Raw genomic sequence first — 26,678 nt, 5'->3', positions numbered from 1 at the left:
CGCGCCGGCCGCAAGCGCATCGCGTTTGCAACGCCGAGAAACGAACGTTTCGAGGCGGGGGGACTTGGCGAAGCGCAAGCTGAGCTCAGTAACAGACTGCTCGCAGAGCGGGTGCGAAAATGCGGTATTGTGTCGGCCGCTTTTGCGAAAGCTTGGAAAGACAATCGGGGTATGGCGCAGTCTGGTAGCGCACCTGCTTTGGGAGCAGGTGGTCGCAGGTTCAAATCCTGCTGCCCCGACCATTCCTGATCCACCGCTTGCAAACGGTCACTTTTTTGCGCCCGTAGCTCAGGGGATAGAGCAACGGCCTTCTAAGCCGTCGGTCGCTGGTTCGAATCCAGCCGGGCGCGCCATTGGTATAGGCCGCCGCAGCGCGGCCTATACCAATGGCCTATTCGACTCGCCATTCGAACCAGCGACAAATAAACAAGCATGGTTCGACGGATGCGCGCAGCGCATCCGAACGGGGCGGCGCCAGCCGCACTGGCCCGAAGGGTGAGCCGGCTTCAGCCGGCGAATAATCCAGCCGGGCGCGCCATTGGTATAGGCCGCTGCAGCGCGGCCTATACCAATGGCCTATTCGACTCGCCATTCGAACCAGCGACAAATGGACAGGCATGGTTCGACGGATGCGCGCAGCGCAGCCGGCGAATAACTGGGTTCCAGATCCGTAACGCTTCGGCGCCGGGTCGGGAAAAACGGCCGGTTGGGTAACAAATGCGTTGATTGGCGATGCAGGGGTAGCATCGCGGCCCGAACATGACTAGAATACGCCGCCTGCGCCGAGCAGGCTTCGCTTTGGCGGGGTGTGGCGCAGGATGCTTTCGATGGTGGGCGTAGCTCAGTTGGTAGAGCCCCGGATTGTGATTCCGGTCGTCGTGGGTTCGAGTCCCATCGTCCACCCCATTCCTGTCATGGCAGGTTGGCGAAGGCAGTATCGACGCTTATCATGGCGTCGCGCGATCGCCTGATCGCGAAAGGATGCCGGCAGCGCCGGGTCACGGATGGGCCGTTAGCTCAACGGTAGAGCAGTTGACTCTTAATCAATTGGTTGAAAGTTCGAATCTTTCACGGCCCACCAATTTCTCCTGACGGCTTCGCCGTGCTTATCCGCACTGTTTCGCGCCGCATGGCTCGAGCCGCTTACCCGATATCGTCTTCGCGTACATATCGAGCGCCGATGGCTGTTGAATGCCGGCCCAGCGCACCCATTTCCATGGCTGTACATCCGAAAGGACAAGAGCTGCGTCCATGGAAACACTCGATCTGAACGGCAACGGCGTTGTCGCATCGCGCATTGGTCTGGGCACCTGGGCTATTGGGGGCTGGATGTGGGGCGGCACCGATGAAGCCGAATCCATCCGCACCATCCAGAGCGCGCCCGACCACGGCATTACGCTTATCGATACCGCGCCGGTGTACGGTTTTGGCCGTTCCGAGGAGATTGTCGGCAAGGCAGTCAAACAGGGCGGCCTGCGCGACAAGGTGACGCTGGCCACCAAATGCGCGCTCGAATGGGATGCGAAAGAGCGGGTGGCGCGCAACGCCACCAAGAATCGCATCCTCAAGGAGGCCGACGATTCGCTGCGTCGTCTGGATACCGACTATATCGATCTGCTGCAGATTCACTGGCCGGATCCGAACGTCGATATGTATGAAACGGCGAGCGCGATGGCCACCCTGCGCGAGCAGGGCAAGATTCGGGCCGTGGGTGTGTCCAACTTTACGCCCGAGCAGCTGGACGCCTTCAGCGAAGTGACCACGATCGACGTGGTACAGAATCCCTACAACCTGTTCGAACGCCAGATCGACGAGGACGTTCTGCCGTGGGCGCGTGAGCACGACACGCGTCTGCTTGCCTACGGCGCGCTCTGCCGGGGTCTGCTGTCCGGTCGCATGCATGCCGACCGCGAATTCCCCGGCGACGATCTGCGCAATAACGATCCCAAGTTCCAGCAGCCGCGCTTCGACCAGTATCTGGCGGCGGTCAATGAGCTGGAGCAGTTCGCCCAGGATAACTACGGCAAGCACGTGCTTGATCTGGCTATTCGCTGGGTTCTTGATCAGTATCCGAACAGCGTTGCACTCTGGGGCGCTCGCAAGCCCGAGCAGCTCGAGGCGGTCGATAACGTCTGGGGCTGGCAGCTGGACGAGACGGCCCGGCAGCAGATCAAGGAGATCGTTGATCGGAACGTGGTCGACCCGGTGGGCCCGGAATTCATGGCGCCGCCGGCACGCGAGAAATAACGGATACGCGCGGTTTCACGAGCGGGCTGGTCAGCCTTGATATACTCGTGGGTCAATATTCGCAGCAGCGCCCGCAATCCGGCGGCGCTGTACATACCAGACGATTGGATAGAGGTAGTTAATGGACGTTTCTGTTGAGAATCCCGGTGGGCTGGCCCGTCGCCTCAAGGTTCAGATCCCGGCCGAGCGGGTCAGCGAAGCGGTCGACGCCAAGGTCAAGCGCGTCGGTCAGCACGCCAAGATTCCGGGTTTTCGACCGGGCAAGGTGCCGTTGAAGGTGCTTTACCAGCGCTACGGCGCCCAGGCGCGTCAGGAAGCCGCCGGGGAGCTGATCCAGAGCGTCTATCCCGAAGCGATCGAAAAGGCCGAGCTCAAGCCGGCCGGCCAGCCGCAGATCGAGCTCGGCGAAGTCAACGAAGACGGCCCGCTCGAGTTCACGGCCAGCTTCGACGTCTATCCGGAAATCGAACTCACTGGTCTCGACGGCCTGACCGTCGAAAAGCCGGTGGTCGAAGTCACCGATGCCGATATCGACAAGACCATCGATCGCATTCGCGAACAGAACAAGACCTACGAAGCGGTCGATCGCGAGTCGCAGGACGGCGACCAGGTGGTCGTCGATTATGTCGGTCGTATCGACGGTGAAGCCTTCGAAGGCGGCACCGGCAACGATATCGAAGTCAATATCGGCGAGCAGCAGTTCCTGCCCGATCTGGAGCGCGCGCTGGTGGGCCGCAAGGCCGACGAGCAGTTCGATGTGGATGTGTCCTTCCCCGAGGACTACGGCGCCAAGGATCTGGCCGGCAAGACGGCGACTTTCGATGTCACCGTCAAGGCGGTCAAGCAAGCCAAGCTGCCCGAAATCGACGATGAGTTCCTCAAGCAGATGGGCATCGAGGAAGGCGGCGTCGATGCGCTCAAGGACAAGGTGCGCGAATCGCTGGAGCAGGAAGCCAAGCACGCGGTCGATACCAGTGTGAAGACCCAGATCATGGACGGCGTACATGCCGCCAACCCGATCGAAGTGCCCGAGTCGATGGTGGCCCAGGAAATCGATCGCATGCGCAAGGAAGCCTTGCAGCGCATGCCGCGCGAAATGCAGGGTGACGAAGAACAGGCCAAGAAGCTGCTGCCCGACGAAGTACTGCGTGAAAATGCCGAACGTCGCGTGGCCCTGGGTCTGCTGATCGCCGAGATTATCTCCGAAAAAGAGATCGAGCTCGATCAGGAGCGCGTCTCCCAGAAGATGGAAGAGGTCGCGGCCGGCTACGGCGATCAGGCCGAACAGGTCAAGGCCTATTACCAGCAGAACCCGCAGCTCATGCAGGGCCTGCAGGCAATGGTCATGGAAGAGCAGGTGGTCGATACGCTGCTCGAAGGCGCGACTGTGACTGAAAAAGAGACCGAGCTCGACGAACTACTCAACGCCCAGCGTCAGAACGGCTGATCGAGGCCGGGCCTCGACAACCCTGACCTGGCAAGGAAAGCCAAAGTCTATGTCAGAACATAACGACAACATGCAGCCCCAGAATCTGGGGCTGATTCCGATGGTCATCGAACAGACCGCCCGCGGCGAGCGCTCGTTCGATATCTACTCGCGTTTGCTCAAGGAGCGCGTGATTTTCTGCGTGGGCCCGGTCGACGACCATATGGCCAACCTCATCGTCGCCCAGCTGCTGTTCCTGGAGTCCGACAACCCGGATAAGGATATTCAGCTGTATATCAACTCGCCGGGCGGCGTGATTACGGCCGGGATGTCGATTTACGACACCATGCAGTTCATCAAGCCTGACGTGGCCACGATGTGCCTGGGCCAGGCAGCCAGCATGGGCGCGGTATTGCTCGCCGGCGGGGCGCAGGGCAAACGCTATGCGTTGCCGAATTCGCGGGTGATGATCCACCAGCCGCTGGGCGGCTTTCAGGGTCAGGCCACGGATATCGAAATCCATGCCCGCGAGATCCTGCATGCGCGCGAGCGGCTCAATGAGGTGCTCGCTCACCATACCGGTCAGCCGCTGGACAAGATCAAGCAGGACACCGAGCGCGATTTCTTCATGAGTGCGAAGGACGCCACGGAATACGGTGTGATCGACGATGTGCTGAGTTCGCGTGCAGCACTTTCGGCCCAGGCTGCCGATAAGAACAAGTAAGCGCTTGCACGCCCGCGGATGTAAATTCCGTGACAAGCGTTTACCCGGTGTGCCATACAGGGCGTATGGCAGGCCCAGACTGAAGAGGTCCTAAGAACATGGCGGAAGACTCCAACAGCAACGGCGGCTCGAATTCCAACTCCGGGCGTACCCTCTATTGCTCGTTCTGTGGCAAGAGCGAGCACGAGGTCCGCAAGCTGATCGCCGGTCCGTCGGTATTCATCTGCGACGAGTGCGTGGATCTGTGCAACGACATCATGCGTGAGGAACTCGCGAGCAAGCCGGCCAAGAAAGGCCTGCCCAGCCCGCAGGAAATCAAGCGCGTGCTCGACGATTACGTGATTGGCCAGGAGTCGGCCAAGAAGATTCTGGCCGTAGCGGTGTACAACCACTACAAGCGCCTGAATGCCGAAACCGGCGAGGGCGAAGTCGAACTGCAGAAATCCAATATTCTGATGATTGGCCCGACTGGCTGCGGCAAGACGCTGCTGGCCGAAACGCTCGCGCGTCTGCTGGATGTACCGTTCGCAATCGCCGATGCCACCACGCTTACCGAAGCCGGCTATGTCGGCGAGGACGTGGAAAACATCATTCAGAAGCTCCTGCAGAAATGCGATTACGATGTCGACAAGGCTCAGCGCGGCATTGTTTATATCGACGAAATCGACAAGATTTCGCGTAAGTCGGAAAACCCCTCGATCACGCGTGATGTCTCGGGTGAGGGCGTACAGCAGGCGCTGCTCAAGCTCATCGAGGGCACCACGGCTTCGGTGCCGCCGCAGGGCGGGCGCAAACACCCGCAGCAGGAATTCCTGCAGGTCGACACAAGCGGCATTCTGTTCATCGTCGGCGGCGCGTTCGCCGGGCTGGACAAGACGATTCAGACGCGCGAAGGCCGTTCCGGGATCGGTTTCTCGGCCGAGGTCAAGGGCCAGGACGACCAGCGCTCGCTGGGAGCGATGCTGGCCACCGTCGAACCCGAGGATCTGGTCAAGTACGGCCTGATTCCGGAATTCGTCGGCCGTCTGCCGGTGATCGCCACGCTCGAAGAGCTGGATGAAACGGCGTTGATCTCGATTCTGCGTGAGCCCAAGAACGCGTTGACCAAGCAGTATGCGAAGCTCTTCGAGATGGAAGACTGCGAGCTGGAACTGCGCGAAGACGCACTGCGGGCCATCGCCCACCGCGCCATGGAGCGCAAGACCGGCGCGCGTGGTCTGCGTACGATTCTCGAGTCGATTCTGCTCGACGTCATGTACGAGCTGCCGGCCATGGAGAATGTCTCCAAGGTCGTGGTCGACGAGGCGGTGGTGAAGGGCGATGCCCAGCCGTATATCGTCTATGAAAACGCCGACGCGACGCGCGCTGGCGCCTGAAGCTGCGAGCACGGCGTGCAATGCGCCGTCGGCGGCTGTGCGGTTGGTCGCCGTGCCGATTGAAAACGGTACGGTCAGCCGCATTCTTAATAGTTAAATACACAGTGGCCGGCATCATGCCGGCCGCTTTTTAAGCGAGGGTCCAATGACGGACAACACCCTGGTACCTGTTCTGCCGCTACGGGACGTCGTCGTCTTTCCTCATATGGCGATTCCGCTGTTTGTCGGGCGCGAGAAGTCGATCACCGCGCTCGAAGCAGCGATGGCCGAAGACAAGAAAATCCTGCTGGTCGCCCAGCGCTCGGCGGATATCGACGATCCGGGCGCCGACGATATTTACGAAGTCGGCACACTTGCGTCCATCCTGCAGCTGCTCAAACTGCCCGACGGCACGGTCAAGGTGCTCGTCGAGGGCGCAGATCGCGCCCGTCTGCACGATCTGCATGAAGCCGATGGCAGCCTCATGGCCAGCTGGGACGTCATCGACGACGATGCCGACGACAGCGCCGAAGCCGATGCGCTCATGCGCTCGGCCATTTCGACGTTCGAATCCTATGTGAAGCTCAACAAGAAGGTGCCGGCCGAGTTGCTGCCCTCGCTGTCGAGCATGGACTCGATCGGGCGGCTGGCCGATACCATCGCCGCGCATCTCAACCTCAAACTCGAGGAGCGCCAGGACGTGCTCGAAATCGCGGACGCCCAGGCGCGTCTCGAGCACATCGTGGCCAAGACCGATGCCGAGATCGAGGTCCTGCAGATCGAAAAGAAGATCCGCGGCCGCGTGAAGCAGCAGATGGAGCGCAGCCAGCGCGAGTACTATCTCAACGAGCAGATGAAGGCCATCCAGAAGGAACTGGGTGAAATCGACGACGCGCCGAACGATCTCGACGAACTCGAAGAGAAGATCGAGAAGGTCGGCATGCCCAAGGAGGTCAAGAAAAAGGCCACCACCGAGTTCAACAAGCTCAAGAGCATGTCGCCGATGTCGGCCGAGGCCACGGTGGTGCGCAACTATCTCGACTGGCTCGTCGATGTGCCGTGGAAGAAGCGCTCCAAGACCAAGATCGACCTCAAGACCGCGCAGGAAACGCTCGACGCGGACCACTACGGTCTGGAGCGCGTCAAGGAGCGCATCATCGAAAATCTCGCGGTGCAGAGCCGCGTTAAGAAGATCAAGGGCCCGATTCTGTGCCTGGTCGGCCCGCCGGGCGTGGGCAAGACCTCGCTGGGCCGTTCGATCGCCAAGGCGACGAATCGCGAATTCGTGCGCATGAGTCTGGGCGGGGTACGCGACGAGGCCGAGATCCGCGGTCATCGGCGCACCTATATCGGCTCGCTGCCGGGCAAGATCATCCAGAACATGGCCAAGGTCGGCGTGCGCAACCCGCTGTTTCTGCTCGACGAAGTCGACAAGATGGCCCAGGACTTCCGCGGCGACCCGGCTTCCGCGTTGCTCGAAGTGCTCGACCCGGAACAGAACAACACCTTTGGCGACCACTATCTCGAGGTCGACTACGACCTGTCGCAGGTGATGTTCGTGTGTACCGCGAATACGCTCAATATCCCGCCGGCCTTGCTCGATCGTATGGAGGTCATTCGTCTTTCGGGCTATACCGAGGATGAAAAGGTCAATATCGCCGAGCGCTATCTGGTGCCCAAGGCGATGAAGGAAAATGGCCTCGAGGACGAGGAACTGACCATTTCCGACAACGCGCTGACCGACGTCATTCGTCGCTATACGCGTGAAGCCGGCGTGCGTAATCTCGAACGCGATATCAGCAAGATCTGTCGCAAGGTCGTCAAGGAACTCATCAGCCACGAAAAAGACGGCTCGGTGCAGGTATCCAAGCGCAACCTCGACAAGTATTTGGGCGTGCCCAAGTTCCGTTACGGCCGCGCGGAAGAAAACGACCGCGTGGGCCAGGTGACCGGTTTGGCCTGGACCGAGGTCGGTGGCGAGCTCTTGTCGATTGAGTCGGCCGCCGTGCCGGGCAAGGGCAAGCCGCTGCATACCGGCTCGCTGGGCGACGTGATGCAGGAATCCATCCAGGCCGCACTCACCGTGATCCGCTCGCGCGCAGCGGCGCTGGGGATCGAGCGCGACTTCATGCAGAAATCGGATCTGCACGTGCACGTACCGGAAGGCGCAACGCCCAAGGACGGGCCGAGCGCGGGCATCGGCATGTGTACATCGATGATCTCTGCGCTCACACAGATCCCGGTACGCGCGGACGTGGCGATGACCGGCGAAATCACGCTCAGAGGCGATGTGCTGCCCATTGGCGGGCTCAAGGAGAAACTCCTGGCCGCGCATCGCGGTGGTATCAAGATCGTCGTCATTCCGCACGAAAACACCAAGGATCTCGCGGAGATACCGGCCAATATCAAGAATCGGCTTGATATCCGTCCGGTACGCAAGATCGATGAAGTGCTCGAGATCGCGCTCACCCGCAAGCCGCAGCCGCTGGCCGATGACGGTACGGCACCCGACAATCCGGGCAAGAGTGATCCGGCCGGTCTGCGGGCCCATTAGTCGCCTGCAGGCGACAGATCGCAACGAGGTGTAACCCTTTGTTGACGGTACAAAGAGCCGCTTGGTATAACAGCGGCTTATTGTTCGCGGCCGGGCGTTTGAAAGCGCCTTCGCGAACGCGCATGGTCGGCGATGCGTTCGCCATCGGGCGTATTTGCGGGGCGTCGGTTTAGCCGGCGCCTTATCGAATTCTCGTTTCATTCCTCAGGGGATATTTGCTATGAACAAAACCGAACTAGTCGACGCGGTGGCTGATGATGCCGATCTGTCCAAGGCCGACGCTTCCCGCGCCGTGGACGCCATGATCGACGCCGTGACCGACGCCCTGAAGAAAGGCGATAAAGTGTCGCTGGTCGGCTTTGGTGTGTTCTCCGTGCGCGAGCGCGCTGCACGCCAGGGTCGCAACCCGAAGACCGGTCAGTCGATTACGATTCCTGCCGGCAAAACTCCTGGTTTCAAGGCTGGTAAAGCGTTGAAAGACGCTGTAAACTAGCGCGCCTTCGCTGGGTGAACGGTTACACCGAACACGCCGGAGAGGGTGCTTAGCTCAGTTGGTAGAGCGTCGCCTTTACACGGCGAATGTCGGCGGTTCGAATCCGTCAGCACCCACCAAGATAAAGTTTCGGAGCGGTAGTTCAGCTGGTTAGAATGCCGGCCTGTCACGCCGGAGGTCGCGGGTTCGAGTCCCGTCCGCTCCGCCAGTCTCAACCGATGGTGACTTCGGTTAGGGTAAATCAAAGGCCCTCGCCTTGAGGGTCTTTTTTTGTTCCCGGCCGTATCGGGCATTGGATCGAATACACGATGTATTCGCTCACAACGTTCGAACGGTCTTGTATACGGAGCGGTAGTTCAGCTGGTTAGAATGCCGGCCTGTCACGCCGGAGGTCGCGGGTTCGAGTCCCGTCCGCTCCGCCAGTCTTTGTCGATGTGCGCATCGACTCGGACGTATCGAAGGCCCTCTACGGAGGGCCTTTTTTATGTGCGCGATACAGGCCTTGGCCGCCCGTCACGCCATATTGGCCGTTGGGCCTCCCAAGGGCGGCGCGTATACGGCACAATGGCGACTTCGAAAAAAAGCGCGGTCAAAGCCTGCATTGGCCAGCGTCTTAGCTAGAGTTTTTCCGCCGGAGCGCGATCCATGCTGCAAAGAATTCGCGACAACGCCAGTGGCCCGTTGGCCTATGTCGTCGTTGCCGTTATTACCCTGGTGTTCGGTGTCTGGGGGATCGGCTCGTATTTCACCCCGTCTGCGGATCCGGTGGTCGCGAACGTCGGTGGCACCGATATCACGCGTAACCAGCTCGAGAATGCCTATCAGCAGCGTTATCAGCGCCTGCGCCAGATGATGGGGGAGAACTTCGACCCCAGTATTCTCGATCCGCAGCGCCTGCGCGCAACCGTGCTCGAGGGCCTGATCAATCGCGAAGTCATGGATCAGTACGCGCAGCAGGCCGGCTATCGTGTCACCGATGCCGCGCTGCTTGGCGCGATCCGCAACAACACCCAGTTCCAGCAAAACGGCGAGTTCTCGCCGCAGCGCTACCGCGCGCTGCTCGCCCAGGCCGGTATCGCGCCGGCGCAATACGAGGCCAGCCTCCGTCAGGATCTGACTAGCCGTCAGTTGCGTAACGAGATCACCGACAGCGCGTTTGCGGCGCCGGCAGAGGTCGACCAGGCCTATCGTCTGGCCAACCAGCAGCGCCGTTTGCGCTATCTGGCCTTCGACCCGGCCAATTATCGCGACGGTATCGAAGTCAGCGATGCCGATATCCAGACTTATTACGACGAGCATCCTGACGCGTTCAAACGCCCGGAGCGGGTCAAGCTCAGCTATGTTTCGCTCGACCGGGGTAATGCCGCAGCGGACGCCGGTGAACCGGACGAGCAGACCCTGCGTACGCTATTCGACCAGAATAAGCAGCAGTTCGGCGACCCCGAGCGTCGCAGCGGCGGCTTCATCCGTGTGCCGATTGGTGACAATGCCGATACGGCACGCGATACCGTCCAGCAAGTCGCATCCGCCGAGGGCGATCTCGAAGCCCGTGCGGCCGCGGACCAGGGCGTGGACTACGAATCGATCGATAGCGCCACCCCGGCCGATCTGCCGGAGGCGGTCGCAAACACGCTGTTCGAGCTCAAGCCGGATACAACCTCGTCGCCGGTCAAGGGCAGCAACGCGTGGTATCTGGTGCACCTGTCGAAGATCACGCCGGCCAGCGAGGCCGATTTCGACGATCCCAAGGTCCAGGCACAGCTCAAAGCCATTGCCGAGGGCCAGCAGACACAGCAGGCCTATAGCGATAAAAGCGATCGGCTCGAATCGCTGGCCTACGAGGCACCCAACGACCTGAAAACCCTGGCCGACGAACTGGGGCTTGAGATTCAGACCACGGACTGGATCACCCGCGAGCAGGGTGCGGGCATTGGTCAGTACGATGCCGTGCGCAAGGCTGCGTTTACCGATGCGGTGCTCAAGGACAAGCTTAATAGCACGCCCATTCAGCTCGGCGCCGAGCGTCAGGTCGTGGTGCGTGTGAGCGAGCACGAGCCGGCCACACGCCAGCCCCTGGCCGAGGTCAAGGATGACATCCGCGAGCGCGTGATCGCGCGTCAGGCCAGCGCCAAGGCACAAGACGCGGCCGATGCCGCGTTGGAAAAGGCCAAGGCGGGTACGTCGCTACAAACGCTGGCCGCCGATGGCGCGACCCTCGAGCAGAAAGGTTTTGTTCAGCGCTCCGATCGTCAGATCGACCCGCGTATTCTCGAAGCGGCGTTCAATATCTCCCAGCCCAGCGAAGACAGTCCGGGTTTTCGTGTCACGCCGACGCGGGACGGACGTATCGCGCTGGTCGCGGTAGACGCGATGCGTGAGGCGCCGGCCGACGAGGCGGGCACGCCGCGCGAGCGCTTTGCCAGCCAGCAGCGCCAGTACATGGCCGGGCTCGAATATGCCGTGCTGGGCGAGTATCTGCGCACGCAGACAGATATCGAAATCAACGAGGACCGCATCAACTAGGTTCGCTTGCGGTCGCGCCAACCAAACGAGCCGCGGCACGATCACGCCGCGGCTTTTTTGTGCCCGATAGTCGGCTTCAGACGTCGTGCGGCCACTCGTAACCGACGGCGGACGACGTGACGCCACGCGCGTGGCGCAAGAAGACAGCGTCCAACCTGCGTGCTGGCTGTGTGCGAAGTAATATCGTCCGCAGATCGATACAGATCACGCAGATCCAAGACAAGCAATCGCTGTCGTGTAATGCATGAGCCGCGCGCTTGTTCACCGGTGTAATCTGCGGAATCTGCGGTTCTTCTTGAAGAACGAAGCCATTACACGCTCGATTGCCGAAATCCGCCTACATCGTGCCGCGTCTGCGTACAGTCTCCAGCATGCCGCGCGAACATCAAACCACCGGCCTTCGGAGTGATCGTTGTTTCGTCTTATTCGCGTGTCTTGGCGTTCATTTGCGGACAACCTGCCTGCTCGAGGCCAACCCGCTGCGTTTCTTCAGTCAAGAAGCTATTGATCCACAGATTACGCCGATTACGCAGATTGATTGATTCGGCCGGGGCGAGCAATCGACGGCATTGGCCGCCTTGCCTTTGGCGGCAGTCGCGGTAAGGCAGCGTCCGCAGATCGACACAGATCACACAGATCACGCAGATCCAAGACAAGCAATCCCTGTCGTGTAATGCATGAGCCACGCGCTTGTTCACCGGTGTAATCGGCAAAATCTGCGGTTTTTGTTAAAGAACGAAGCGATCACACGGCCGATTGCAGCAATCCGCCTACATCGTGCCGCGTCTGCGTACAGTCTCCAGCATGCCGCGCGAACATCGAGCCACCAGCCTTCGGAGTGATCGTTGTTTCGTCTTATTCGCGTGTCTTGGCGTTCATTCGCGGACAACCTGCCTGCTCGAGACCTGCCCGCTGCGTTTTACGGCGATTACCCGGATTTATTGATTTGGCCGGGGCGAGCAATCGACGGCATTGGTGCCTTGGCTTTGGCGGCATTCGCGGTAAGGCAGCGTCCGCAGATCGACACAGATCACGCAGATCAAAGACAAGCAATCCCTGTGGTGTAATGCATCGCGCGCGCTTATTCATCAGTGTAATCGGCGAAATCTGCGGTTTTTGTTAAAGAACGAAGCCATCACATGCTCGATTACCGAAATCAGCCCATATCGGCGACCGTATGTGGATGGCCTTCAGTAAGCGGCACGAACCGCAGACCACCTAGCTTTCCAGCGATCTCTCTTTCGTGTTATTCGCGTGTCTTCGTGTTCATTTGCGGATAACCTGCCTGCTTGAGAACAGGCCCCCGGCTCTGCGGATTTCTTGAAGAACGACACGGTCACAGAGTCGATTGCGGAAATCCGCCGACATTGTGCTGTGTTCGCCGACGGTCTTAAGCACGGGGCGCCGCAAACGAAAAAGCGGCCCGAAGGCCGCTTTTTGTAAGCGCGATTGCGGGCGGCGGTTTCAAGCGCCGGCGGTTGCGCCCATGATGTGATAACCGGCATCGACATACAGCACTTCGCCGGTAATACCGGAGGCCAGATCGGAGCCTAGGAACGCGGCCGCATTGCCGACTTCTTCCTGGGTGACGTTACGGCGCAGCGGCGCGCCCTCGCGGGCATGCGAGAGCATGTCGCGGAAACCGCGAATGCCGGCTGCAGCCAGCGTCTTGATCGGCCCGGCCGAAATCGCGTTTACTCGAATGCCCTCGGCACCCAGTTCTGCAGCCATGAAACGCATGCTCGACTCGAGGCTGGCCTTGGCCGGGCCCATGATGTTGTAGCCGGGCATGACATGGGTCGAGCCGAGATAGGTGAGGGTGATCAGCGAGGCACGATCCGAAAGCATCGACCGTCCCGCCTTGGCCAGGGCGCCGAAGCTGTAGGCGCTGATATCGTGGCTGATACTGGCGGCTTCACGCGTGAGCGTATCCAGATAACTGCCGTTGAGTGCCTCGCGCGGCGCAAAGCCGATTGCGTGTACGAGAATATCGATCTGCGACCAGTGTTCGCCAAGCGACGTAAATAAAGCCTCGATCTGCGCGTCCTGGGCCACGTCGAGCGGCAGGGTGATGGTTGCGCCGAGTTCCTCGGCCATCTTTTCCACCCGCGGCTTGAGCTTTTCGCCCTGATAGGTCAGCGCGATTTCCGCGCCCTGTTCGCGCATCGCCTGGGCGATGCCATATGCGATCGAGCGCTCGCTGGCCAGGCCCGTAATCAGCGCTTTCTTGCCTTCTAGAAATCCCATGTTTGCTCCTCTAAGCGTCGCGCCGCACGGGCTGGTTCAACTCGAAGACACCGGCTGCAGCCGCAGTCGTTGCCCTGGTCGAATGGTGCTCCCGGACGACATATCGTTCAAGCTGCGCAGGGTTGCCACCTGCATCGAAAAACGGGCCGCGATCGACCACAGCGAATCGCCGGTTTCGACCTCGTAGAAATCAGGCAGGGGCGCCGGACCGTCGACCGCGATCGACTGGCCGGGCTGGAGCCGTGTGTTGGGCTCGAGCCGGTTCCAGCGGCGCAGGTCGGCGATGGTCACATCGTTGGCGCGGGCGATATCCCAGAGCGAGTCGCCACGGCGCACGACGTGCGTGCTGGGTTCCGGCGGGCTCGCCGAGCCCGGAATGGTGAGTGTCTGGCCGGGGCGCAGATTGGTGCGCACACCCGGATTGCTGCGCCGCATGGCAGCCACGTCGACGTTGTAGCGTTGTGCGATCTCCCAGAGTGAATCGCCGTTCTGCACCACGTAGGTCTGGGCCGGTTCGGCCACGGGGGCCGGCTCGCCGGGCGCGCCGGTCCGCGGAATCGTGAGTTTCTGGCCAATACGAATACGGTCGCTGCGCAGACCGTTGGCCTGGCGCAGGGCGGCCACGCTCATATGATATTTCGCTGCGATCGTGCCGAGCACGTCGCCACGACGCACGGTATAGCTGTTCGTACTGCGCTGCACGAGCATGCCGGGCGTGGCCTTGGCCAGCGCCCGTTTGAAAGCATCGGCCTTGCCGGCGGGCACGAGCAGGCGGGAGCCTTTGCCCGGCGCGCTCGCCCAGCGCTGCAATGCCGGATTGAGCCGGCGCAGCTCGGGTTCCGACATGTCGAGCATGCGCGCGGCGACCGCGATTTCGGTCTGGCTGGGCAGTTCGACCGCGCGGGTGCGCGGCGTGTTGTCCAACAGCGGCCAGTCGAAGCCGAACCGCTCCGGTGCGAACATGATCCGGCGCAGTGCGAGCAGCTTGGGTACGTATTCGGTAGTTTCCAGCGGCAGTTCGAGATCCCAGTATGTGGCATCCGGGTCTTCACGCTGGGCACGGGCCAGCGCGGCATCCACGCGACCGGGCCCGGCATTGTAGGCAGCCAGTGCCAGCAGCCAGTCACCGCCATAGCGTTTGTGCAGGTCGTCCAGATACGACAGTGCCGCGTCGGTGGAGGCGATTACGTCGTTACGCGCGTCGTACCACCAGTCGCGCGACAGGCCCATGTGGTCGGCGGTGCCGGGCATGAACTGCCATAGCCCGCTCGCCCCCATATACGAGCGCGCCGCCGGATCGTAGCCGCTCTCCACGATCGGCAGCAGCGCCAGCTCGGTGGGCATGCCACGCTCGTCAATACGCTGGACGATATGCCAGAGAAACGGCCGCGCGCGATCCAGGGAGGCCTGGAGATGACGCTGGTGGGTCGCATACTGCTGGGTCCAGCGGCGTACGCGACGCCGCTTGCCATTGCCGTCTAGTTCGAAGCCGTTGCGAATCTGTGACCACAGATCGGTTTCCGGGTCCGGCCAGTCGGCAGCATTCGCGCCGGCCAGTTCGAGATCGTCTTCGGCGTCTTCATCGATGTCGTCGTCGACTTGCACATCGTCGGCCGCCGAGCTTACTGCGGGGGCCGTATCCGCCGGGCTCGGGGCCGGATTGGCCGTCGGCGTGGGCGCGGGCTTGGCCGGCGGCGCCGGCACCTGCGTCGCACAGCCGCTCGAGAGCAGGGCGGTCGCGGCGATCAGCGCGGCAAGCGCGCCACTCGCCTTAAGAGGCATTCTTCCATTCACGCAAGATGGCAAAAATTTCGCCCGCATCGGTCAACGATCGACCGGCGCGGCGCTCGGCGGCCGCGATCACCTCGGGTTGGTCCCAACGCAGAAACGGATTGATTTCGCGTTCCTCGGCCAGCGTACCGGGCAGTGTCGGCTGGCCGTTGGCCCGGAGCTGGTCGACTTCGCGAATGACGGTCGCGATCGCCTGGCTGTCGGGTTCCACGGTCTGCGCGAACGCGAGATTCTTCTGCGTGTACTCATGCCCGCCGTAGACTTCGGTCGCCTCGGGCAGGTCACGCAGGCGCGCCAGCGACGCCTGCATCTGGGCGTGTGTGCCTTCGAACACGCGCCCACAGCCGCCGCGAAAGAGTGCGTCGCCGGCCAGCAGCACGCCGGGGCTGACATAGGCAATATGCCCGAGCGTATGGCCGGGCACGTCGATCACGTCGAAATCCACGCCCAGGAATTCCAGATGAAAACGATCACCGCCAGCCAGCGCATCGGTAATCTGCGCAATGCGATCCGCTTCGGCGCGCGGGCCGTATACGGGCGCGGGATGTTCAGCGAGCAGGGCATCGAGGCCGCCGACATGATCGCCGTGATGGTGGGTAATCAGATAGGCGCCCACGGCAAGTCCATGTTCCGCCACGTATTGCTGCACGGGCGCTGCTTCGCCCGGGTCGACGATGGCGACGGTATTCTGGCCCGGGTTTTTTACGACCCAGATATAATTGTCGGACAGAGCCGGAAGTGCTGTGATCTCGAGCATCTGCGAATGTTGCCAACCGCCTGAGGCAAAATCAATTGTTTCGATTCCTGCCTGGCAAGTACACCGATTGCGCCGAGTGGCTGAGCTCGTCGCGGGCACGGTTGTTCGTACAGTACGAGCGTCGCGTGCTCGACCAGCTGCTGCCGCAGCTTACCGGCTATCGATGCGTTCAGATCGGCCAGTGGGGGCACGATCGTTCGCTGCTGGGCAGTACGAGCACCCTGTGCCAGTGGCAGCTCGGCTATGGCAAGACGTGCTCGGCCGACGTTCGCTTCGATGGGCGTCATCTGCCGCTGGCGACGGGCAGCGTCGACGCGCTGATTCTGACCCACGCACTCGAACAGGTCGCCGAGCCCCATGCGCTGTTGCGCGAATGTGCGCGCGTGCTCAATGCGCGCGGCCAAGTTGTGATTCTGGCGTTCAACCCGCTGTCGCTCTGGGCTCTGCGCCAGGGCCTGCCCATGCGCCGCACGCCGGCCTTTAGGCCGTGTTCGGCGCCACCAAGCGCGTCGCGCCTGTACGACTGGTTGCGGCTGCTGGAATTCGAGCCGGAACGACTGATTCGTTACGGGCTGGGCTTTCCATTCTTCGGCGGCTATCACCGCGTCGGCGAGGACCGTCGTAGCGCGCGCACGGTCGCCTGGTGCGCGCAGGCGTATGGCCTGCTGGCGCGGCGTCAGGTTGCGCCGCGTACGCCCATTCGCAACGCCCTGCCGGGCGCGCGTAAACCCGCCGCCGTGGGTTTGGCGCACCGGGCATCGCATCGCGTAAGATGCCGCCGATGAGCGAACCCGTAGTGATCTATACCGACGGTGCCTGCCGCGGCAATCCCGGCCCCGGCGGCTGGGGCGCGCTGCTGCGCTTTGGCGACAATACACGCGAGCTATGCGGCGGCGAATCCAATACGACGAACAATCGTATGGAGCTGACCGCGGCGATCGAGGCGCTGAATGCGCTAAAGCGCAGCTGCCGTGTCGAGCTGCATACCGACTCCAATTACGTGCGCCAGGGCATTACCAGCTGGATGCACAACTGGAAACGCAACGGCTGGAAAACGGCCGCCAAAAAGCCGGTCAAGAACGACGACCTCTGGCGCGCGCTGGATACGGCAACCCAGCGCCACGAGATCGAATGGCACTGGGTGAAGGGGCATAGCGGCGATCCGGGTAACGAAGCAGCGGATGCGCTGGCCAACCGCGGCATCGACGAGATGGGCCGTTAACCACCCGTACGTAAAGTGACGAGATAAGCATGCGACAGATTGTTCTGGATACCGAAACCACGGGCCTGGAACCCGCCCAGGGGCATCGTATTATCGAAGTCGGCTGTGTGGAGCTGGCCAACCGGCGTCTGACCGGCAACGATCTGCATCTGTATATCCACCCGGATCGCGAGATCGATCAGGGCGCGATTGATGTGCACGGGATCACTCTGGAGTTTCTCGAGGACAAGCCGCGCTTTGCGGAAATCGCGCAGACCCTGGCCGAGTATCTGGAAGGCGCGGAACTGATCATTCACAACGCGCCGTTCGATCTGGGCTTTCTCAATCACGAGTTCGCACTTGTCGACCCGGCCCATCAGCCACTGGAATCGCGCCAGGGCGTGATCGATACGCTGGTCGAGGCGCGCCAGCTCTATCCCGGCCAACGCAACAGCCTGGACGCGTTGTGCAAGCGCTTCGAAATCGACAACTCCAACCGCGAGCTGCATGGCGCCTTGCTGGACGCCCAGCTGCTGGGCGATGTCTATCTGGCCATGACCGGCGGCCAGATTGATATCGGTCTGGCTGGCGAAGACACCGAAGAAAGCGGGGCGCTGGCCACCGCCGGGCTGGCCGATCATCTCGCCCGTGCCGGGCGGCGCCCGCGCGTGACGCGTGCCAGTGATGCCGAACGCGGCGCCCATGACCAATATCTCGACATGCTGGCCAAGGCCAGTGGCGATCGCTGCTTGTGGCGCAGCCTTGACGAGGCTTAGACGCCGGCCGCCGCAGCCGCGCACCGAGCCCATCGCCAGACGAGACGACCGCGGAGCGACCGCGATTGCCTGTCTTCGATCGGCGTCATCTGCGGATAAATAACTTCTCGGTTAAGTATGAAACGCAGCGGCCCGTCTCGAGCAGGCAGGGTGTCCGCAAATGAACGCGAAGATACGCGAATAAGACGGACGTCAGATTGTTCGAGGACCGTTGCTCTGATGTTCGCGCCGCATGCTAAAGACAGTCCGCAGACGCACCACCACGTGTGCGGATTTCGGCAAGTAACCGTGTGATCGTTTCGTTCTTCAAGAAGAGCCGCAGATTTCGCAGATTACACCGATGAACAAGCACGTGGCTCATGCGTTACACGACAGCGATTGCTTGTCTTGGATCTGCGTGATCTGTGTCGATCTGCGGATGCTGCCTTACCGCGACTGCCGCCAAAGCCAAGGCGCCAATACCGTCGATTGCTCGCCCCTACCGAATCAATAAATCTGCGTAATCGGCGTAATCTGTGGATAAATAACTTTCCGATCAATAATCGCGCGTTTGATGGCTTCGTTCTTTATCAGGAGCCGCAGATTACACAGATGAACTAGCGCGTGGCCCTTGCGCCAGGCGGCAGCGAACGCCCGCGATAGCCTGTCTTCGATTTGGGTGATCTGCGCGCCTTTCCTGCCGGCGAGTTTTCCGGTTGAAAGCGGGCATGGCGAGACGTGTTCCCTCGCCTGAGCGGCTGCGTTGAAAATAGCGGATCAGGTCCGCTGTTTTGACGCCGAATCAGTAATAGAGCATCAGATAGACCACCAACAGCAGCGCGACCCAGAGCACCATCCAACCGGTGCTCCAGGTACGCGACATCACCCCGCGCGCGTCATAGCGCAGGCGCAGCCGGCCCATGCCGCGTTCGGCCAGCTGGTTCATGCCACCGCCGAATTTGGCCACTACTGCGTGATAGACACGTTCGGCCGCGTAGCCAAAGCGGGGCAGCAGCATGCGATAGACCCAGTCGGTATCCAGATGGACCGCGCGTTTCGGGCGCGGGTAGAGGCCCGCGCGCCAGGCCAGCCAGAAGGCCAGCGCGGAAAACGCCAACAACTGCAGCTGACTGACGATATGGCTGGCCGTGTACGGGTTGTAATCGACCGGATAAGGCAGAATCGAATACAACAGCGAGGGCATGAGCCCGAGCGCGATACAGGCCAGTGCGGTCAGCCCCATCGCGAGTTGCATGTTGCGCGGTGCCTCGTCGCACTCGATCTGGTCATTGGGCGCGAAGAAGGCGAAATACGGAATCTTGATGCCGACATACAGCAGCGCGCCGGCCGAGGCAGCGGTGAGCGTGATCCAGGTACCGGCCCAGTGTTCGTGTGCGACCGCAGCCAGAATCAGGGATTTGCTCACAAAGCCGGCCATCAGCGGGAATGCGCTGATCGATGCCGCACCGATCACACAGAAGGCCGCCGTCCAGGGCATCTGACGCGCCAGCCCGCCGAGTTCGGTCGCGCGCACATGGCCGGTCTGGCGCAGCACGGCGCCGATGGCCATGAACAGCAGTGCCTTGTAGAGGATATGGGTCACCGCGTGGGCTGCCGCGCCATTGATCGCCAGCTCCGTGCCGATGCCCACGGCCACCACCATGAAACCCAGCTGTACGTTCAGGCTGTAGGACAGCACCCGGCGCAGGTCGTTGGCGAGCATCGCATAGACGATCGGAAAGATCGTCATCACCGCGCCAATGGGGATCAGCAGATCCGTGCCGGCATAGCCGCGGGCCAGCGCATAGATCGCCATCTTGGTGGTAAACGCCGACAGCACCACCGTGCCGGTCGCACTCGCCGAGGGATAGGCATCCTGCAGCCAGTTATGCAGCAAGGGGAATGCGGCCTTGATCCCGAACGCGAGCAGAATCAGCCAGCTGCCCGGTGCATCCAGGCCCAGATGACCAAAGGCGAGATCGCCGGTGGCATGAATATAGATCGCCGCGCCGCCCATCAGGAACAGGCCCGAGCCGATCTGCACGAGCAGATAACGCCGCGCCACGATCATGGCATCGCGCAGCCCGCGAATGACCAGCAACAACGCCGAGGCGATGGCCGTGACTTCCCAGAACATGAACAGCGTGACCAGATCGCCGGCCAGTACCGCGCCCAATGCCGAGCCGGCATAGACCAGCGCGGCCGCGGGCTCCAGGCGGCTGTGCGTATGCACCATGTACAGCCCGGACAGAAACGCGGCGACGTTGAAGATCACGCCGAAGGTAAAGGCCAGACCGTCCACCCGTAGCGGGGTGAGCGTGTAGTCGAGCAACGCCATGGAGGTGGTCGTGCCCAGCGGAATCTGCCACAGCCAGATCAGGCTTGCCGCGGGCGCGCCCAGCAGCACGGCCATACGCAAACGATAGGGCAGTATCGGGATCACGCAGCCGGCGATGATCAGCAGCATCCCCGGGTTGTTCAGCCAGACGGGCAACATGTCAGGTGCGGTGCTCGTAGTAGTCTTCGGGCCGAATGATGATTTTGCGCAGCACGATCGCGGCCAGCACCAGTACACAACCGGTCACAAACGCCAGCAGCGCATGAAAGCCCGGCAGCTCCGCGAAACCGAATTCGGCATGCGGGTGCATGAACAGACTGGGCACGAGTGTGAGGGCACACACGACATACAACACCCGTGCCCAGCGGGTGCGTGCCGGCGTACTGGGTCGGCGGTATTGCTGCGGGTTGCGTTCGATCAACATGTCAGACACACCTCATCGGGCTACGGCGCCCATGGCGCCAGTAGTTTGAGAAACGGCAGCGGGTAGAAGAACCACACGATACAGCCGGCCGCGGTAATCGATAGCGGAATCACGCAGGCCCAGGGCGCCTCATGCCAGTTGCGCGGTGTATCCGGGCGGGGATTGTGGAAGAACGCCCGGGTCGGGATTTCGAGCAGGTACACGATATTGAGCAGCGAACTCAGTGCCAGCACCAGAATGATTGCGGTATGCCCGGAGTCCGCTGCGCCCTCCATGAGATACCACTTGCTCCAGATGCCGCCCATCGGCGGAATCCCGATCAACGAAACGGAGGCGATGAAAAATGCCGAGAAGGTAATCGGCATGGCATAGCCGAGCCCGTCCAGTTCGCTCACGTATTTGCGATGGGTGGCGGTATAGATCGCACCGGCACAGAAGAACAGGGTGATCTTGGCAAAGGCATGCATGGCGATATGCATGCCGCCGCCGAGAATACCCAGGCTCGAGGCCATGGTCGCACCCAGCACGATATAAGACAGCTGGCTGACCGTGGAATAAGCCAGACGCGCCTTGAGGTTATCGCGCGTCATTGCGATCAGCGATGCGCCCAGCACCGTGATCGCGGCGACCCACATCATCAGTTCGGATGCGCCGGTGTCGGCAAGAAACTGAACGCCAAAGACATACACCGTGAGCTTGAGCACGATGAACACGCCGGCCTTGACCACGGCCACCGCGTGCAACAATGCGGAAACCGGGGTGGGCGCCACCATCGCTGCCGGCAGCCAGCGATGAAACGGCATGAGCGCGGCCTTGCCGGTGCCGTAGAGAAACAGGGCATAAAGCGCGCCGGCGCCGAGCACGCCGAGCCCGGCGTCGCCGAACAGGCCGGCCTCATCGAAGGTGATACTGCCGGTGAGCAAATAGGTGATGATGATCGCCGGCAGGAAAAAGCCGATCGACGTCGTCAGCAGGATACCCAGATACACACGCCCACCGTTGCGGGATTCGACATCGCCGTGATGCGTAACCAGCGGATAGGTCGACAGCGTGAGCATCTCGTAGAAGATGAACAGCGTGAGCAGGTTGCCGGAAAAGGCGATGCCGATTGCGGCAGAGATGGCCAGGGCGAAGCACACGAAAAACCGGGTCTGGGCATGCTCTTCATTGCCACGCATGTAACCGGCGGCATAAACGGTGGTTACCGACCACAGCCCGGAGGCCACCAGCGCGAACAGCAGGCCCAGCGGTTCGAGGGTAAAACTCAGGCCCACGCCGGGCAGAATTTCGAACAGCGTCAGTGACGGACGCGCGCCAGCGGTTACCGGTTCAACAAACAACGCGATGCCCGCGAACAGCGCGATGGCCGTGGCGACACTGACGCTTTCGCGCAGGTTGGGCCAGCGCCCGGTCGCCGCGACGAGCAGGCTCATGAGCGCGGGAAATGCGACCAGCCAGGCGAGCCATTGGGCACTCATGCGCCGTCTCCCAGTACCGCGGCGGCTGCACGCTGGGCAGCGCCGATCAGCGGTGTCGCATACAGCCCGAGCACGATGTTGGCCAGCACCAGCGTCCAGGTCGCGCCCAGCATCAGTACGGGCGCCTCGCCGACCGGCGGCTGACCCTCGGGACGTTCACGAAAATACAACGCTTCCACAACGCGACCGATATAGATCAGCGCCATGAGCGAACTCACCAGAATCGCGATCGCCAGCCAGTAGTGGCCTGGCGCCATGACCGCTTCCAGCAGCACCCATTTGCTAATGAAACCGCCGGTCGCCGGCACGCCGATCAGCGACAGCCCGGCCACCACGAACGCCGCCGAGGTGATCGGCATCTCACGCCCGAGACCGGCGATATCGTTGAGCGAGATCGTGCGCAGACGCCAGAACATGGCCCCGGCGGCCATGAACAGCGCGCCCTTGATCAGGCCATGGTTGACGATATGCACCACGGAAGCCGTCACGCCCTGCGGATTCGCCAGGGCAACGCCCATCACGATATAGCCGATCTGGGCGATGCTCGACCAGGCCAGCAGGCGTTTGACGTCGGTCTGGAATATCGCCGCCATGGAGCCGGACAGCATCGCCGCTACCGACAGCACGATCAGCACTTCGCCCAGCGGCAGATGGCCGAAGGCATAGGCCGCACCGAAGACGGTAAAGAGGAACCGCATCAGCGCATAGAGCGCCACCTTGGTCGCGGTCGCGGCAATGAATGCACTCACGCTCGAGGGCGCATAGGTGTAGGCGTTGGGCAGCCACACATGCAGCGGAAAAAGCGCGAACTTCAGGCTGGCGCCGACCACGATAAAGGCCAGGCCCGCCTCGACGGTACGCGTATCGGCCACGGCCGGCAGGCGTGCGGCGATATCGGCCATATTCAGGCTGCCGGTCATCATGAACAGCAAGCCGATACCGATGAGCAGGAACGTCCCGCCGATCGTGCCCATGATCAGGTACTGAAACGCCGACAACAGTGCACGGCGCTTGCTGCCCATCGCGATCAGGCCGTAGGAAGACAGCGATGAGATTTCCAGGAACACGAACAGGTTGAAGGCATCGCCGGTGACCGTAATCCCCGCCAGCCCGCAAAAGCACAACAGCAGCGCGGCATAGAACAGGTAGGCGCGCTCCTTGGCGATCTCGGCCGCGACGCTGGCCTTGGCGTAGAGGCTGCTGATCGCCGCGATACCGGTCACCAGCAGCAGGACGACGGTATTGAGCGCATCCAGACGCAGCTCGATACCGAAGGGCGGCGGCCATCCGCCCATTTCATAGCTGATCGGGCCGCCGATCTTGACCTGAACGAACAACAGAAAGGCCAGACCGAAACAGATCCAACTGGCCAGGCAATACACGAACCAGGACGGGCCGGCACGATGCAGTAATACGCATAACGGCGCCGCCAGTAGCGGCACCACGATGACCAGCGCCGGCATTTGCGCGAAAAAGGCTTCGATCACGAACGCGCCTCCGTGTCGTCATCTTCTTCGCGGCCGTCATCGTGGTCCAGGTTTTCGCTTTCTCGTTCCTGGCGGGCCTCGGCGCGCGCGCTACGCTGGGCCTCTTCTTCGGTTTCTTCTTCCTGGGTTTCGAAGTCGGCCTCGAGCACGTCGTCTTCCTCGATACTGCCGTAGGCCTCGTTGATACGCACCACCAGCGCCAGACCGAGGGCGGTCGTGGAGACCCCGACCACGATCGCGGTCAGGATCAGTACATGCGGCAGTGGATGGGCATAGAGCACCTCTTCGCTGCCTTCGCCGTGCATGAGGATGGGCGCGGTCGAACCGCTGATCTTGCCCATGCTGATATAGAACACGAACACCGCCGTCTGGAACAGGTTCAGGCCGATGAGTTTTTTCACCAGGTTGTCGTGCGAGATGACGGTATAGAACCCGATCATCATCAGCACGATGACGACCCAGTAGTTGAACAGGCCGAAGAAATTGTCGACGAAAGCGCCCAGATTCATTGCGAGCGTCCTTGCGTTGACTCGCTGTCGTTACGCCGACCGCGCCCGGCGAAGACGTAGAAGATCGAAGTAATCGTCGATACCACGGTCAGGCCGACGCCGAATTCGACCAGTATCAGCCCGTAGTGCTGGCCATGAATCGCGTCGTGGGCGAGGTAGTCGTAATCGAGAAAGTTGCCGCCCTTGAGCAGGGCATAGACGCCGGTGCCAGCAAAGATGAGTACCCCGAGCGCGCCGGTAATACGCAGCAGGTTGGGTGAAACCGCGCGGCGTGCCTCGGCCAGACCGAAGATCAGCGCATACAGGATGATCGCCGCAGCAAATACGACACCCGCCTGAAAACCGCCGCCCGGACTGTAGTCGCCGTGGAACTGCACATACAGGGCGAACAGCAGGATGGGGGCGATCAACACCTTGGTGACGACCCGTAAAACGGTATGTTCACGCATCAGCGATCTCGCTTTTCAGGCTTGGCAGGACGCCGCCAGGCCACGCCAAGCAACATGAGTACGCCGATGCCGGCAGTGAACACCACCACCACCTCACCGAGCGTATCGTAGCCACGATAGCTACCCAGGACCGCGGTGACCGTATTGGGCACGTCGATTTCTTCGCTGACGGTTTCCAGATAGCGATCACGTAGCGGGTGATCCTGGACCGGCGTATGACGAGCGCCGAAATGCGGCATATCCAGGCTTGCATAAACCAGTACCGCGCCGGTGAGTACGGTTACGGCCAGACCGATGAGCGTGCGCGAACGCGGCACCGGTTTTTCCCGAGCCCGGGTCAGCCCGAAGGTGGCCAGAAACAATACCGTGGTCACGCCCGCGCCGACGGCGGCTTCGGTAAGCGCGACATCCACGGCATCGAGCAGGGTGAACAGGCTCGCCGAAAGCAGGCTGTAGAGGCCGGTAAGCATCGCCACCGGAAACAGATTACGCAGTCGCGCAATCGCCAGGCCGGTAATGGCCATGAAAGTCAGCAGAACGATGTTGAGTGCGATATCCGTGGTCACGGGGCAATCCTGTCGTCGGTGAACCGCGGCAATGCACGTCCGGCCAGGGTCTGCCAGCGTGATGACAGCCCAATGCTACACGACCGGCTTCCCGCTGCCAGAGTGCCTGGCCGTAGTGGGCCCGGCCGGGCATCGTGTCGCGCCCGACTGGTTCGAATCGCAGGCTGCATCAGCGCTCGTCGTAATCGACTTGCGGCTCGATATTGTCTTCGAGCGCGGCCCGGGCCAGGGCGTGCGTGGCGGTTGGGCTCGTGATCAACAAAAACAGCATCACGAACACCAGCTTGGCGGTCACCAGCGTGAGCCCGGCCTGCAGCATGAGCCCGGCGAGCATCAGGATCATGCCGGCGGTATCGGTGATCGAGGCGGCATGCATGCGGGTATAGAAATCGGGCATGCGCAACATGCCGATACCGCCAATCACGCTGAACAGGGCCCCGCCGGCCAGCAGTATCCAGCTTGCCGTATCGATGAGTCCGTTCATCGCCAAACCCTCGCGCTCGCGCCGGCGGGCCGCTCGCGGCTACACATCGGGGCGCTCCTCGCTCGCCGCTTCCCAGCCCAGATCGCCGTATTGCATGAACTTGAGCACGGTCACGGTGCCGATGAAATTGATCAGCGCGTAGATCAGTCCGAGATCGAGAAATTCCGGCCGGCCGTTGAGAAAGCCGAGCACGGCCACGAACAACACGGTCTTGGTACCGAACAGATTGATGGCGAGAATACGGTCGTAGACGGTCGGCCCGAGCAGGGCACGTACCAGAATGAGCAGCATGGTCACCACGATGGCGATGATGGCAACAAGAAACATCATGGCTGTTTCGCCTTGTTCTTCGGGCTTGCGAAGGGCCGTTCCAGTGCGCGCACGCGCTTATCCATGTCGCCGCCTTCCATATCCTGGGCATTCTCGCGCGTGATCGCATGCACGATGGCATCGCCGCGGCGTAGCGCCACGGTAACCGTGCCCGGCGTCAGGGTGATCGAGTTCGCAAATACCACCTGCCCGAGTTCAGTGGCCTGAGCGGCCCGAATTCGTACGATGGTGGGCGAAATGCGCCGGCCGGGCAGCACGATGCGCTTGGCTACGTCCCAGTTCGATTTGGCGATTTCGCTGCCGAGCCAGAGGGCATAGCCCGGCAGGCGGGGGAGCATGTGCAAGGGCACGCTTTCGCTGTCGACGATGCCCATGCGATGGCATACGTAGGCACAGAACAGACACGAAAATGCGCCCAGACCCAACAGCAACGGCGAGTAATGGCCCGACAGGAGCAGCCATAGGGTGGCAGCGCCGATGATCAGCCCGAGCAGATAACGCACGCGGTCCCCGAAAACGATCGATTACCCCAGAGGCTAC

The 26,678-nt window shown here is 61.7% G+C and carries 24 protein-coding genes and 7 tRNA genes; 18 read left to right on the top strand and 13 right to left on the bottom strand.

Features of this window, described 5'->3' with window-relative positions:
• Positions 1 to 165 precede the first annotated feature (165 nt).
• From T5B8_RS02810 to T5B8_RS02740, 15 genes are all read left to right on the top strand, one after another.
• Positions 166 to 242, top strand: a tRNA-Pro gene (locus tag T5B8_RS02810).
• Between the two features lie 35 nt (positions 243 to 277).
• Positions 278 to 353: transfer RNA gene (locus tag T5B8_RS02805), tRNA-Arg, on the top strand.
• 477 nt (positions 354 to 830) lie between these two features.
• Positions 831 to 906, top strand: a tRNA-His gene (locus T5B8_RS02800).
• Positions 907 to 1,006: 100 nt separating this feature from the next.
• Positions 1,007 to 1,081, top strand: a tRNA-Lys gene (locus T5B8_RS02795).
• Positions 1,082 to 1,251: 170 nt separating this feature from the next.
• Entirely contained in the window at positions 1,252 to 2,247 is a 996-nt protein-coding gene (locus T5B8_RS02790) for an aldo/keto reductase (protein WP_353176035.1), read from the top strand.
• Between the two features lie 121 nt (positions 2,248 to 2,368).
• The gene (gene tig / locus T5B8_RS02785) at positions 2,369 to 3,694 is read left to right on the top strand and encodes a trigger factor (RefSeq protein ID WP_353176034.1); all 1,326 of its coding nucleotides are present in this window, start codon (positions 2,369 to 2,371) and stop codon (positions 3,692 to 3,694) included.
• Positions 3,695 to 3,743: 49 nt separating this feature from the next.
• Positions 3,744 to 4,397, top strand: coding sequence for an ATP-dependent Clp endopeptidase proteolytic subunit ClpP (clpP, locus tag T5B8_RS02780; RefSeq protein WP_353176032.1), 654 nt, complete (start codon positions 3,744 to 3,746; stop codon positions 4,395 to 4,397).
• 98 nt (positions 4,398 to 4,495) lie between these two features.
• A complete protein-coding gene (clpX, locus tag T5B8_RS02775; RefSeq protein ID WP_353176030.1) occupies positions 4,496 to 5,773 on the top strand; it encodes an ATP-dependent Clp protease ATP-binding subunit ClpX in 1,278 nt (425 codons plus the stop codon).
• 145 nt (positions 5,774 to 5,918) lie between these two features.
• Complete coding sequence (lon, locus tag T5B8_RS02770; protein WP_353176029.1) at positions 5,919 to 8,306, top strand: endopeptidase La; 2,388 nt, start codon at positions 5,919 to 5,921, stop codon at positions 8,304 to 8,306.
• A 220-nt stretch (positions 8,307 to 8,526) separates the two neighbouring features.
• Positions 8,527 to 8,799 (top strand): non-specific DNA-binding protein Hbs, encoded by a 273-nt coding sequence (gene hbs, locus T5B8_RS02765; protein ID WP_006915476.1) that lies wholly within the window; start codon positions 8,527 to 8,529, stop codon positions 8,797 to 8,799.
• 43 nt (positions 8,800 to 8,842) lie between these two features.
• Positions 8,843 to 8,918: transfer RNA gene (locus tag T5B8_RS02760), tRNA-Val, on the top strand.
• A 12-nt stretch (positions 8,919 to 8,930) separates the two neighbouring features.
• Positions 8,931 to 9,007: transfer RNA gene (locus tag T5B8_RS02755), tRNA-Asp, on the top strand.
• 137 nt (positions 9,008 to 9,144) lie between these two features.
• Positions 9,145 to 9,221: transfer RNA gene (locus T5B8_RS02750), tRNA-Asp, on the top strand.
• Positions 9,222 to 9,444: 223 nt separating this feature from the next.
• Positions 9,445 to 11,322, top strand: coding sequence for a SurA N-terminal domain-containing protein (locus T5B8_RS02745; RefSeq protein ID WP_353176027.1), 1,878 nt, complete (start codon positions 9,445 to 9,447; stop codon positions 11,320 to 11,322).
• A gap of 845 nt (positions 11,323 to 12,167) precedes the next feature.
• On the top strand, positions 12,168 to 12,389 hold the full coding sequence (locus T5B8_RS02740) for a hypothetical protein (RefSeq protein WP_353176025.1): 222 nt from the start codon (positions 12,168 to 12,170) through the stop codon (positions 12,387 to 12,389).
• Between the two features lie 397 nt (positions 12,390 to 12,786).
• On the opposite strand, the gene T5B8_RS02735 is transcribed toward T5B8_RS02740, so the two are convergent.
• From T5B8_RS02735 to gloB, 3 genes are read right to left on the bottom strand one after another with little or no spacing between them, the layout of a single operon-like run.
• Positions 12,787 to 13,569, bottom strand: coding sequence for an enoyl-ACP reductase FabI (locus tag T5B8_RS02735; protein WP_353176023.1), 783 nt, complete (start codon positions 13,567 to 13,569; stop codon positions 12,787 to 12,789).
• A 36-nt stretch (positions 13,570 to 13,605) separates the two neighbouring features.
• Complete coding sequence (locus T5B8_RS02730) at positions 13,606 to 15,351, bottom strand: LysM peptidoglycan-binding domain-containing protein (protein WP_353176022.1); 1,746 nt, start codon at positions 15,349 to 15,351, stop codon at positions 13,606 to 13,608.
• Positions 15,341 to 16,117, bottom strand: a complete 777-nt coding sequence (gloB, locus tag T5B8_RS02725) for a hydroxyacylglutathione hydrolase (RefSeq protein WP_353176021.1) — start codon at positions 16,115 to 16,117, stop codon at positions 15,341 to 15,343. Before gloB ends, T5B8_RS02730 begins: the two co-directional genes overlap by 11 nt.
• A 35-nt stretch (positions 16,118 to 16,152) precedes the next feature.
• Between gloB and T5B8_RS02720 the strand changes: the two genes are divergently transcribed.
• The 3 genes from T5B8_RS02720 to dnaQ are packed head-to-tail and all read left to right on the top strand — an operon-like array spanning position 16,153 to position 18,094.
• Positions 16,153 to 16,902 (top strand): class I SAM-dependent methyltransferase, encoded by a 750-nt coding sequence (locus T5B8_RS02720; RefSeq protein WP_353176019.1) that lies wholly within the window; start codon positions 16,153 to 16,155, stop codon positions 16,900 to 16,902.
• Positions 16,899 to 17,339 carry a ribonuclease HI gene (gene rnhA, locus T5B8_RS02715; protein WP_353176017.1) on the top strand — a complete coding sequence of 147 codons (441 nt, stop codon included), beginning with the start codon at positions 16,899 to 16,901 and terminating at the stop codon, positions 17,337 to 17,339. Before T5B8_RS02720 ends, rnhA begins: the two co-directional genes overlap by 4 nt.
• A gap of 29 nt (positions 17,340 to 17,368) precedes the next feature.
• Entirely contained in the window at positions 17,369 to 18,094 is a 726-nt protein-coding gene (gene dnaQ, locus T5B8_RS02710; protein WP_353176016.1) for a DNA polymerase III subunit epsilon, read from the top strand.
• A 781-nt stretch (positions 18,095 to 18,875) separates the two neighbouring features.
• Here the strand turns inward: dnaQ and T5B8_RS02705 are convergent.
• From T5B8_RS02705 to T5B8_RS02660, 10 genes are all read right to left on the bottom strand, one after another.
• Entirely contained in the window at positions 18,876 to 20,570 is a 1,695-nt protein-coding gene (locus tag T5B8_RS02705) for a Na(+)/H(+) antiporter subunit D (RefSeq protein WP_353176014.1), read from the bottom strand.
• Position 20,571: 1 nt separating this feature from the next.
• Positions 20,572 to 20,835, bottom strand: coding sequence for a hypothetical protein (locus T5B8_RS02700; protein ID WP_353176012.1), 264 nt, complete (start codon positions 20,833 to 20,835; stop codon positions 20,572 to 20,574).
• A gap of 20 nt (positions 20,836 to 20,855) precedes the next feature.
• The gene (locus T5B8_RS02695) at positions 20,856 to 22,313 is read right to left on the bottom strand and encodes a monovalent cation/H+ antiporter subunit D family protein (protein WP_353176010.1); all 1,458 of its coding nucleotides are present in this window, start codon (positions 22,311 to 22,313) and stop codon (positions 20,856 to 20,858) included.
• Entirely contained in the window at positions 22,310 to 23,776 is a 1,467-nt protein-coding gene (locus T5B8_RS02690) for a monovalent cation/H+ antiporter subunit D family protein (RefSeq protein WP_502950774.1), read from the bottom strand. Before T5B8_RS02690 ends, T5B8_RS02695 begins: the two co-directional genes overlap by 4 nt.
• Before the next feature lie 20 nt (positions 23,777 to 23,796).
• On the bottom strand, positions 23,797 to 24,309 hold the full coding sequence (locus T5B8_RS02685) for a cation:proton antiporter subunit C (RefSeq protein WP_353176006.1): 513 nt from the start codon (positions 24,307 to 24,309) through the stop codon (positions 23,797 to 23,799).
• A complete protein-coding gene (locus T5B8_RS02680; protein WP_353176004.1) occupies positions 24,306 to 24,758 on the bottom strand; it encodes a Na(+)/H(+) antiporter subunit B in 453 nt (150 codons plus the stop codon). The genes T5B8_RS02685 and T5B8_RS02680 overlap by 4 nt, the downstream gene beginning before the upstream one ends.
• Positions 24,758 to 25,324 carry a DUF4040 domain-containing protein gene (locus T5B8_RS02675; protein ID WP_353176002.1) on the bottom strand — a complete coding sequence of 189 codons (567 nt, stop codon included), beginning with the start codon at positions 25,322 to 25,324 and terminating at the stop codon, positions 24,758 to 24,760. Before T5B8_RS02675 ends, T5B8_RS02680 begins: the two co-directional genes overlap by 1 nt.
• Before the next feature lie 169 nt (positions 25,325 to 25,493).
• Positions 25,494 to 25,808 (bottom strand): monovalent cation/H(+) antiporter subunit G, encoded by a 315-nt coding sequence (gene mnhG / locus T5B8_RS02670; protein ID WP_353176001.1) that lies wholly within the window; start codon positions 25,806 to 25,808, stop codon positions 25,494 to 25,496.
• 39 nt (positions 25,809 to 25,847) lie between these two features.
• A complete protein-coding gene (locus T5B8_RS02665; RefSeq protein WP_353176000.1) occupies positions 25,848 to 26,138 on the bottom strand; it encodes an MrpF/PhaF family protein in 291 nt (96 codons plus the stop codon).
• Positions 26,135 to 26,641 carry a Na+/H+ antiporter subunit E gene (locus T5B8_RS02660; protein ID WP_353175998.1) on the bottom strand — a complete coding sequence of 169 codons (507 nt, stop codon included), beginning with the start codon at positions 26,639 to 26,641 and terminating at the stop codon, positions 26,135 to 26,137. The genes T5B8_RS02665 and T5B8_RS02660 overlap by 4 nt, the downstream gene beginning before the upstream one ends.
• Between the last annotated feature and the right edge of the window lie 37 nt (positions 26,642 to 26,678).

The sequence above is a fragment of the Salinisphaera sp. T5B8 genome, from assembly GCF_040361255.1.
Taxonomy (GTDB): Bacteria; Pseudomonadota; Gammaproteobacteria; order Nevskiales; family Salinisphaeraceae; genus Salinisphaera.
The sequence above is the reverse complement of the archived record's forward strand: the minus strand, read 5'-3'. Positions and strand labels throughout refer to the sequence as shown.

What these genes read in the sequence shown, in the direction of transcription:
- dnaQ (WP_353176016.1), top strand. Translation starts at nt 17,369, where the DNA reads ATGCGACAGATTGTTCTGGATACCGAAACCACGGGCCTGGAACCCGCC.
- clpP (WP_353176032.1), top strand. Translation starts at nt 3,744, where the DNA reads ATGTCAGAACATAACGACAACATGCAGCCCCAGAATCTGGGGCTGATT.
- T5B8_RS02665 (WP_353176000.1), bottom strand. Translation starts at nt 26,138, where the DNA reads ATGATGTTTCTTGTTGCCATCATCGCCATCGTGGTGACCATGCTGCTC.
- T5B8_RS02705 (WP_353176014.1), bottom strand. Translation starts at nt 20,570, where the DNA reads ATGTTGCCCGTCTGGCTGAACAACCCGGGGATGCTGCTGATCATCGCC.
- T5B8_RS02700 (WP_353176012.1), bottom strand. Translation starts at nt 20,835, where the DNA reads ATGTTGATCGAACGCAACCCGCAGCAATACCGCCGACCCAGTACGCCG.
- T5B8_RS02690 (WP_502950774.1), bottom strand. Translation starts at nt 23,776, where the DNA reads ATGCCGGCGCTGGTCATCGTGGTGCCGCTACTGGCGGCGCCGTTATGC.
- T5B8_RS02735 (WP_353176023.1), bottom strand. Translation starts at nt 13,569, where the DNA reads ATGGGATTTCTAGAAGGCAAGAAAGCGCTGATTACGGGCCTGGCCAGC.
- tig (WP_353176034.1), top strand. Translation starts at nt 2,369, where the DNA reads ATGGACGTTTCTGTTGAGAATCCCGGTGGGCTGGCCCGTCGCCTCAAG.
- lon (WP_353176029.1), top strand. Translation starts at nt 5,919, where the DNA reads ATGACGGACAACACCCTGGTACCTGTTCTGCCGCTACGGGACGTCGTC.
- T5B8_RS02730 (WP_353176022.1), bottom strand. Translation starts at nt 15,351, where the DNA reads ATGCCTCTTAAGGCGAGTGGCGCGCTTGCCGCGCTGATCGCCGCGACC.
- rnhA (WP_353176017.1), top strand. Translation starts at nt 16,899, where the DNA reads ATGAGCGAACCCGTAGTGATCTATACCGACGGTGCCTGCCGCGGCAAT.
- mnhG (WP_353176001.1), bottom strand. Translation starts at nt 25,808, where the DNA reads ATGAACGGACTCATCGATACGGCAAGCTGGATACTGCTGGCCGGCGGG.
- T5B8_RS02680 (WP_353176004.1), bottom strand. Translation starts at nt 24,758, where the DNA reads ATGCGTGAACATACCGTTTTACGGGTCGTCACCAAGGTGTTGATCGCC.
- hbs (WP_006915476.1), top strand. Translation starts at nt 8,527, where the DNA reads ATGAACAAAACCGAACTAGTCGACGCGGTGGCTGATGATGCCGATCTG.
- T5B8_RS02790 (WP_353176035.1), top strand. Translation starts at nt 1,252, where the DNA reads ATGGAAACACTCGATCTGAACGGCAACGGCGTTGTCGCATCGCGCATT.
- T5B8_RS02695 (WP_353176010.1), bottom strand. Translation starts at nt 22,313, where the DNA reads ATGAGTGCCCAATGGCTCGCCTGGCTGGTCGCATTTCCCGCGCTCATG.
- T5B8_RS02685 (WP_353176006.1), bottom strand. Translation starts at nt 24,309, where the DNA reads ATGAATCTGGGCGCTTTCGTCGACAATTTCTTCGGCCTGTTCAACTAC.
- T5B8_RS02745 (WP_353176027.1), top strand. Translation starts at nt 9,445, where the DNA reads ATGCTGCAAAGAATTCGCGACAACGCCAGTGGCCCGTTGGCCTATGTC.
- gloB (WP_353176021.1), bottom strand. Translation starts at nt 16,117, where the DNA reads ATGCTCGAGATCACAGCACTTCCGGCTCTGTCCGACAATTATATCTGG.
- clpX (WP_353176030.1), top strand. Translation starts at nt 4,496, where the DNA reads ATGGCGGAAGACTCCAACAGCAACGGCGGCTCGAATTCCAACTCCGGG.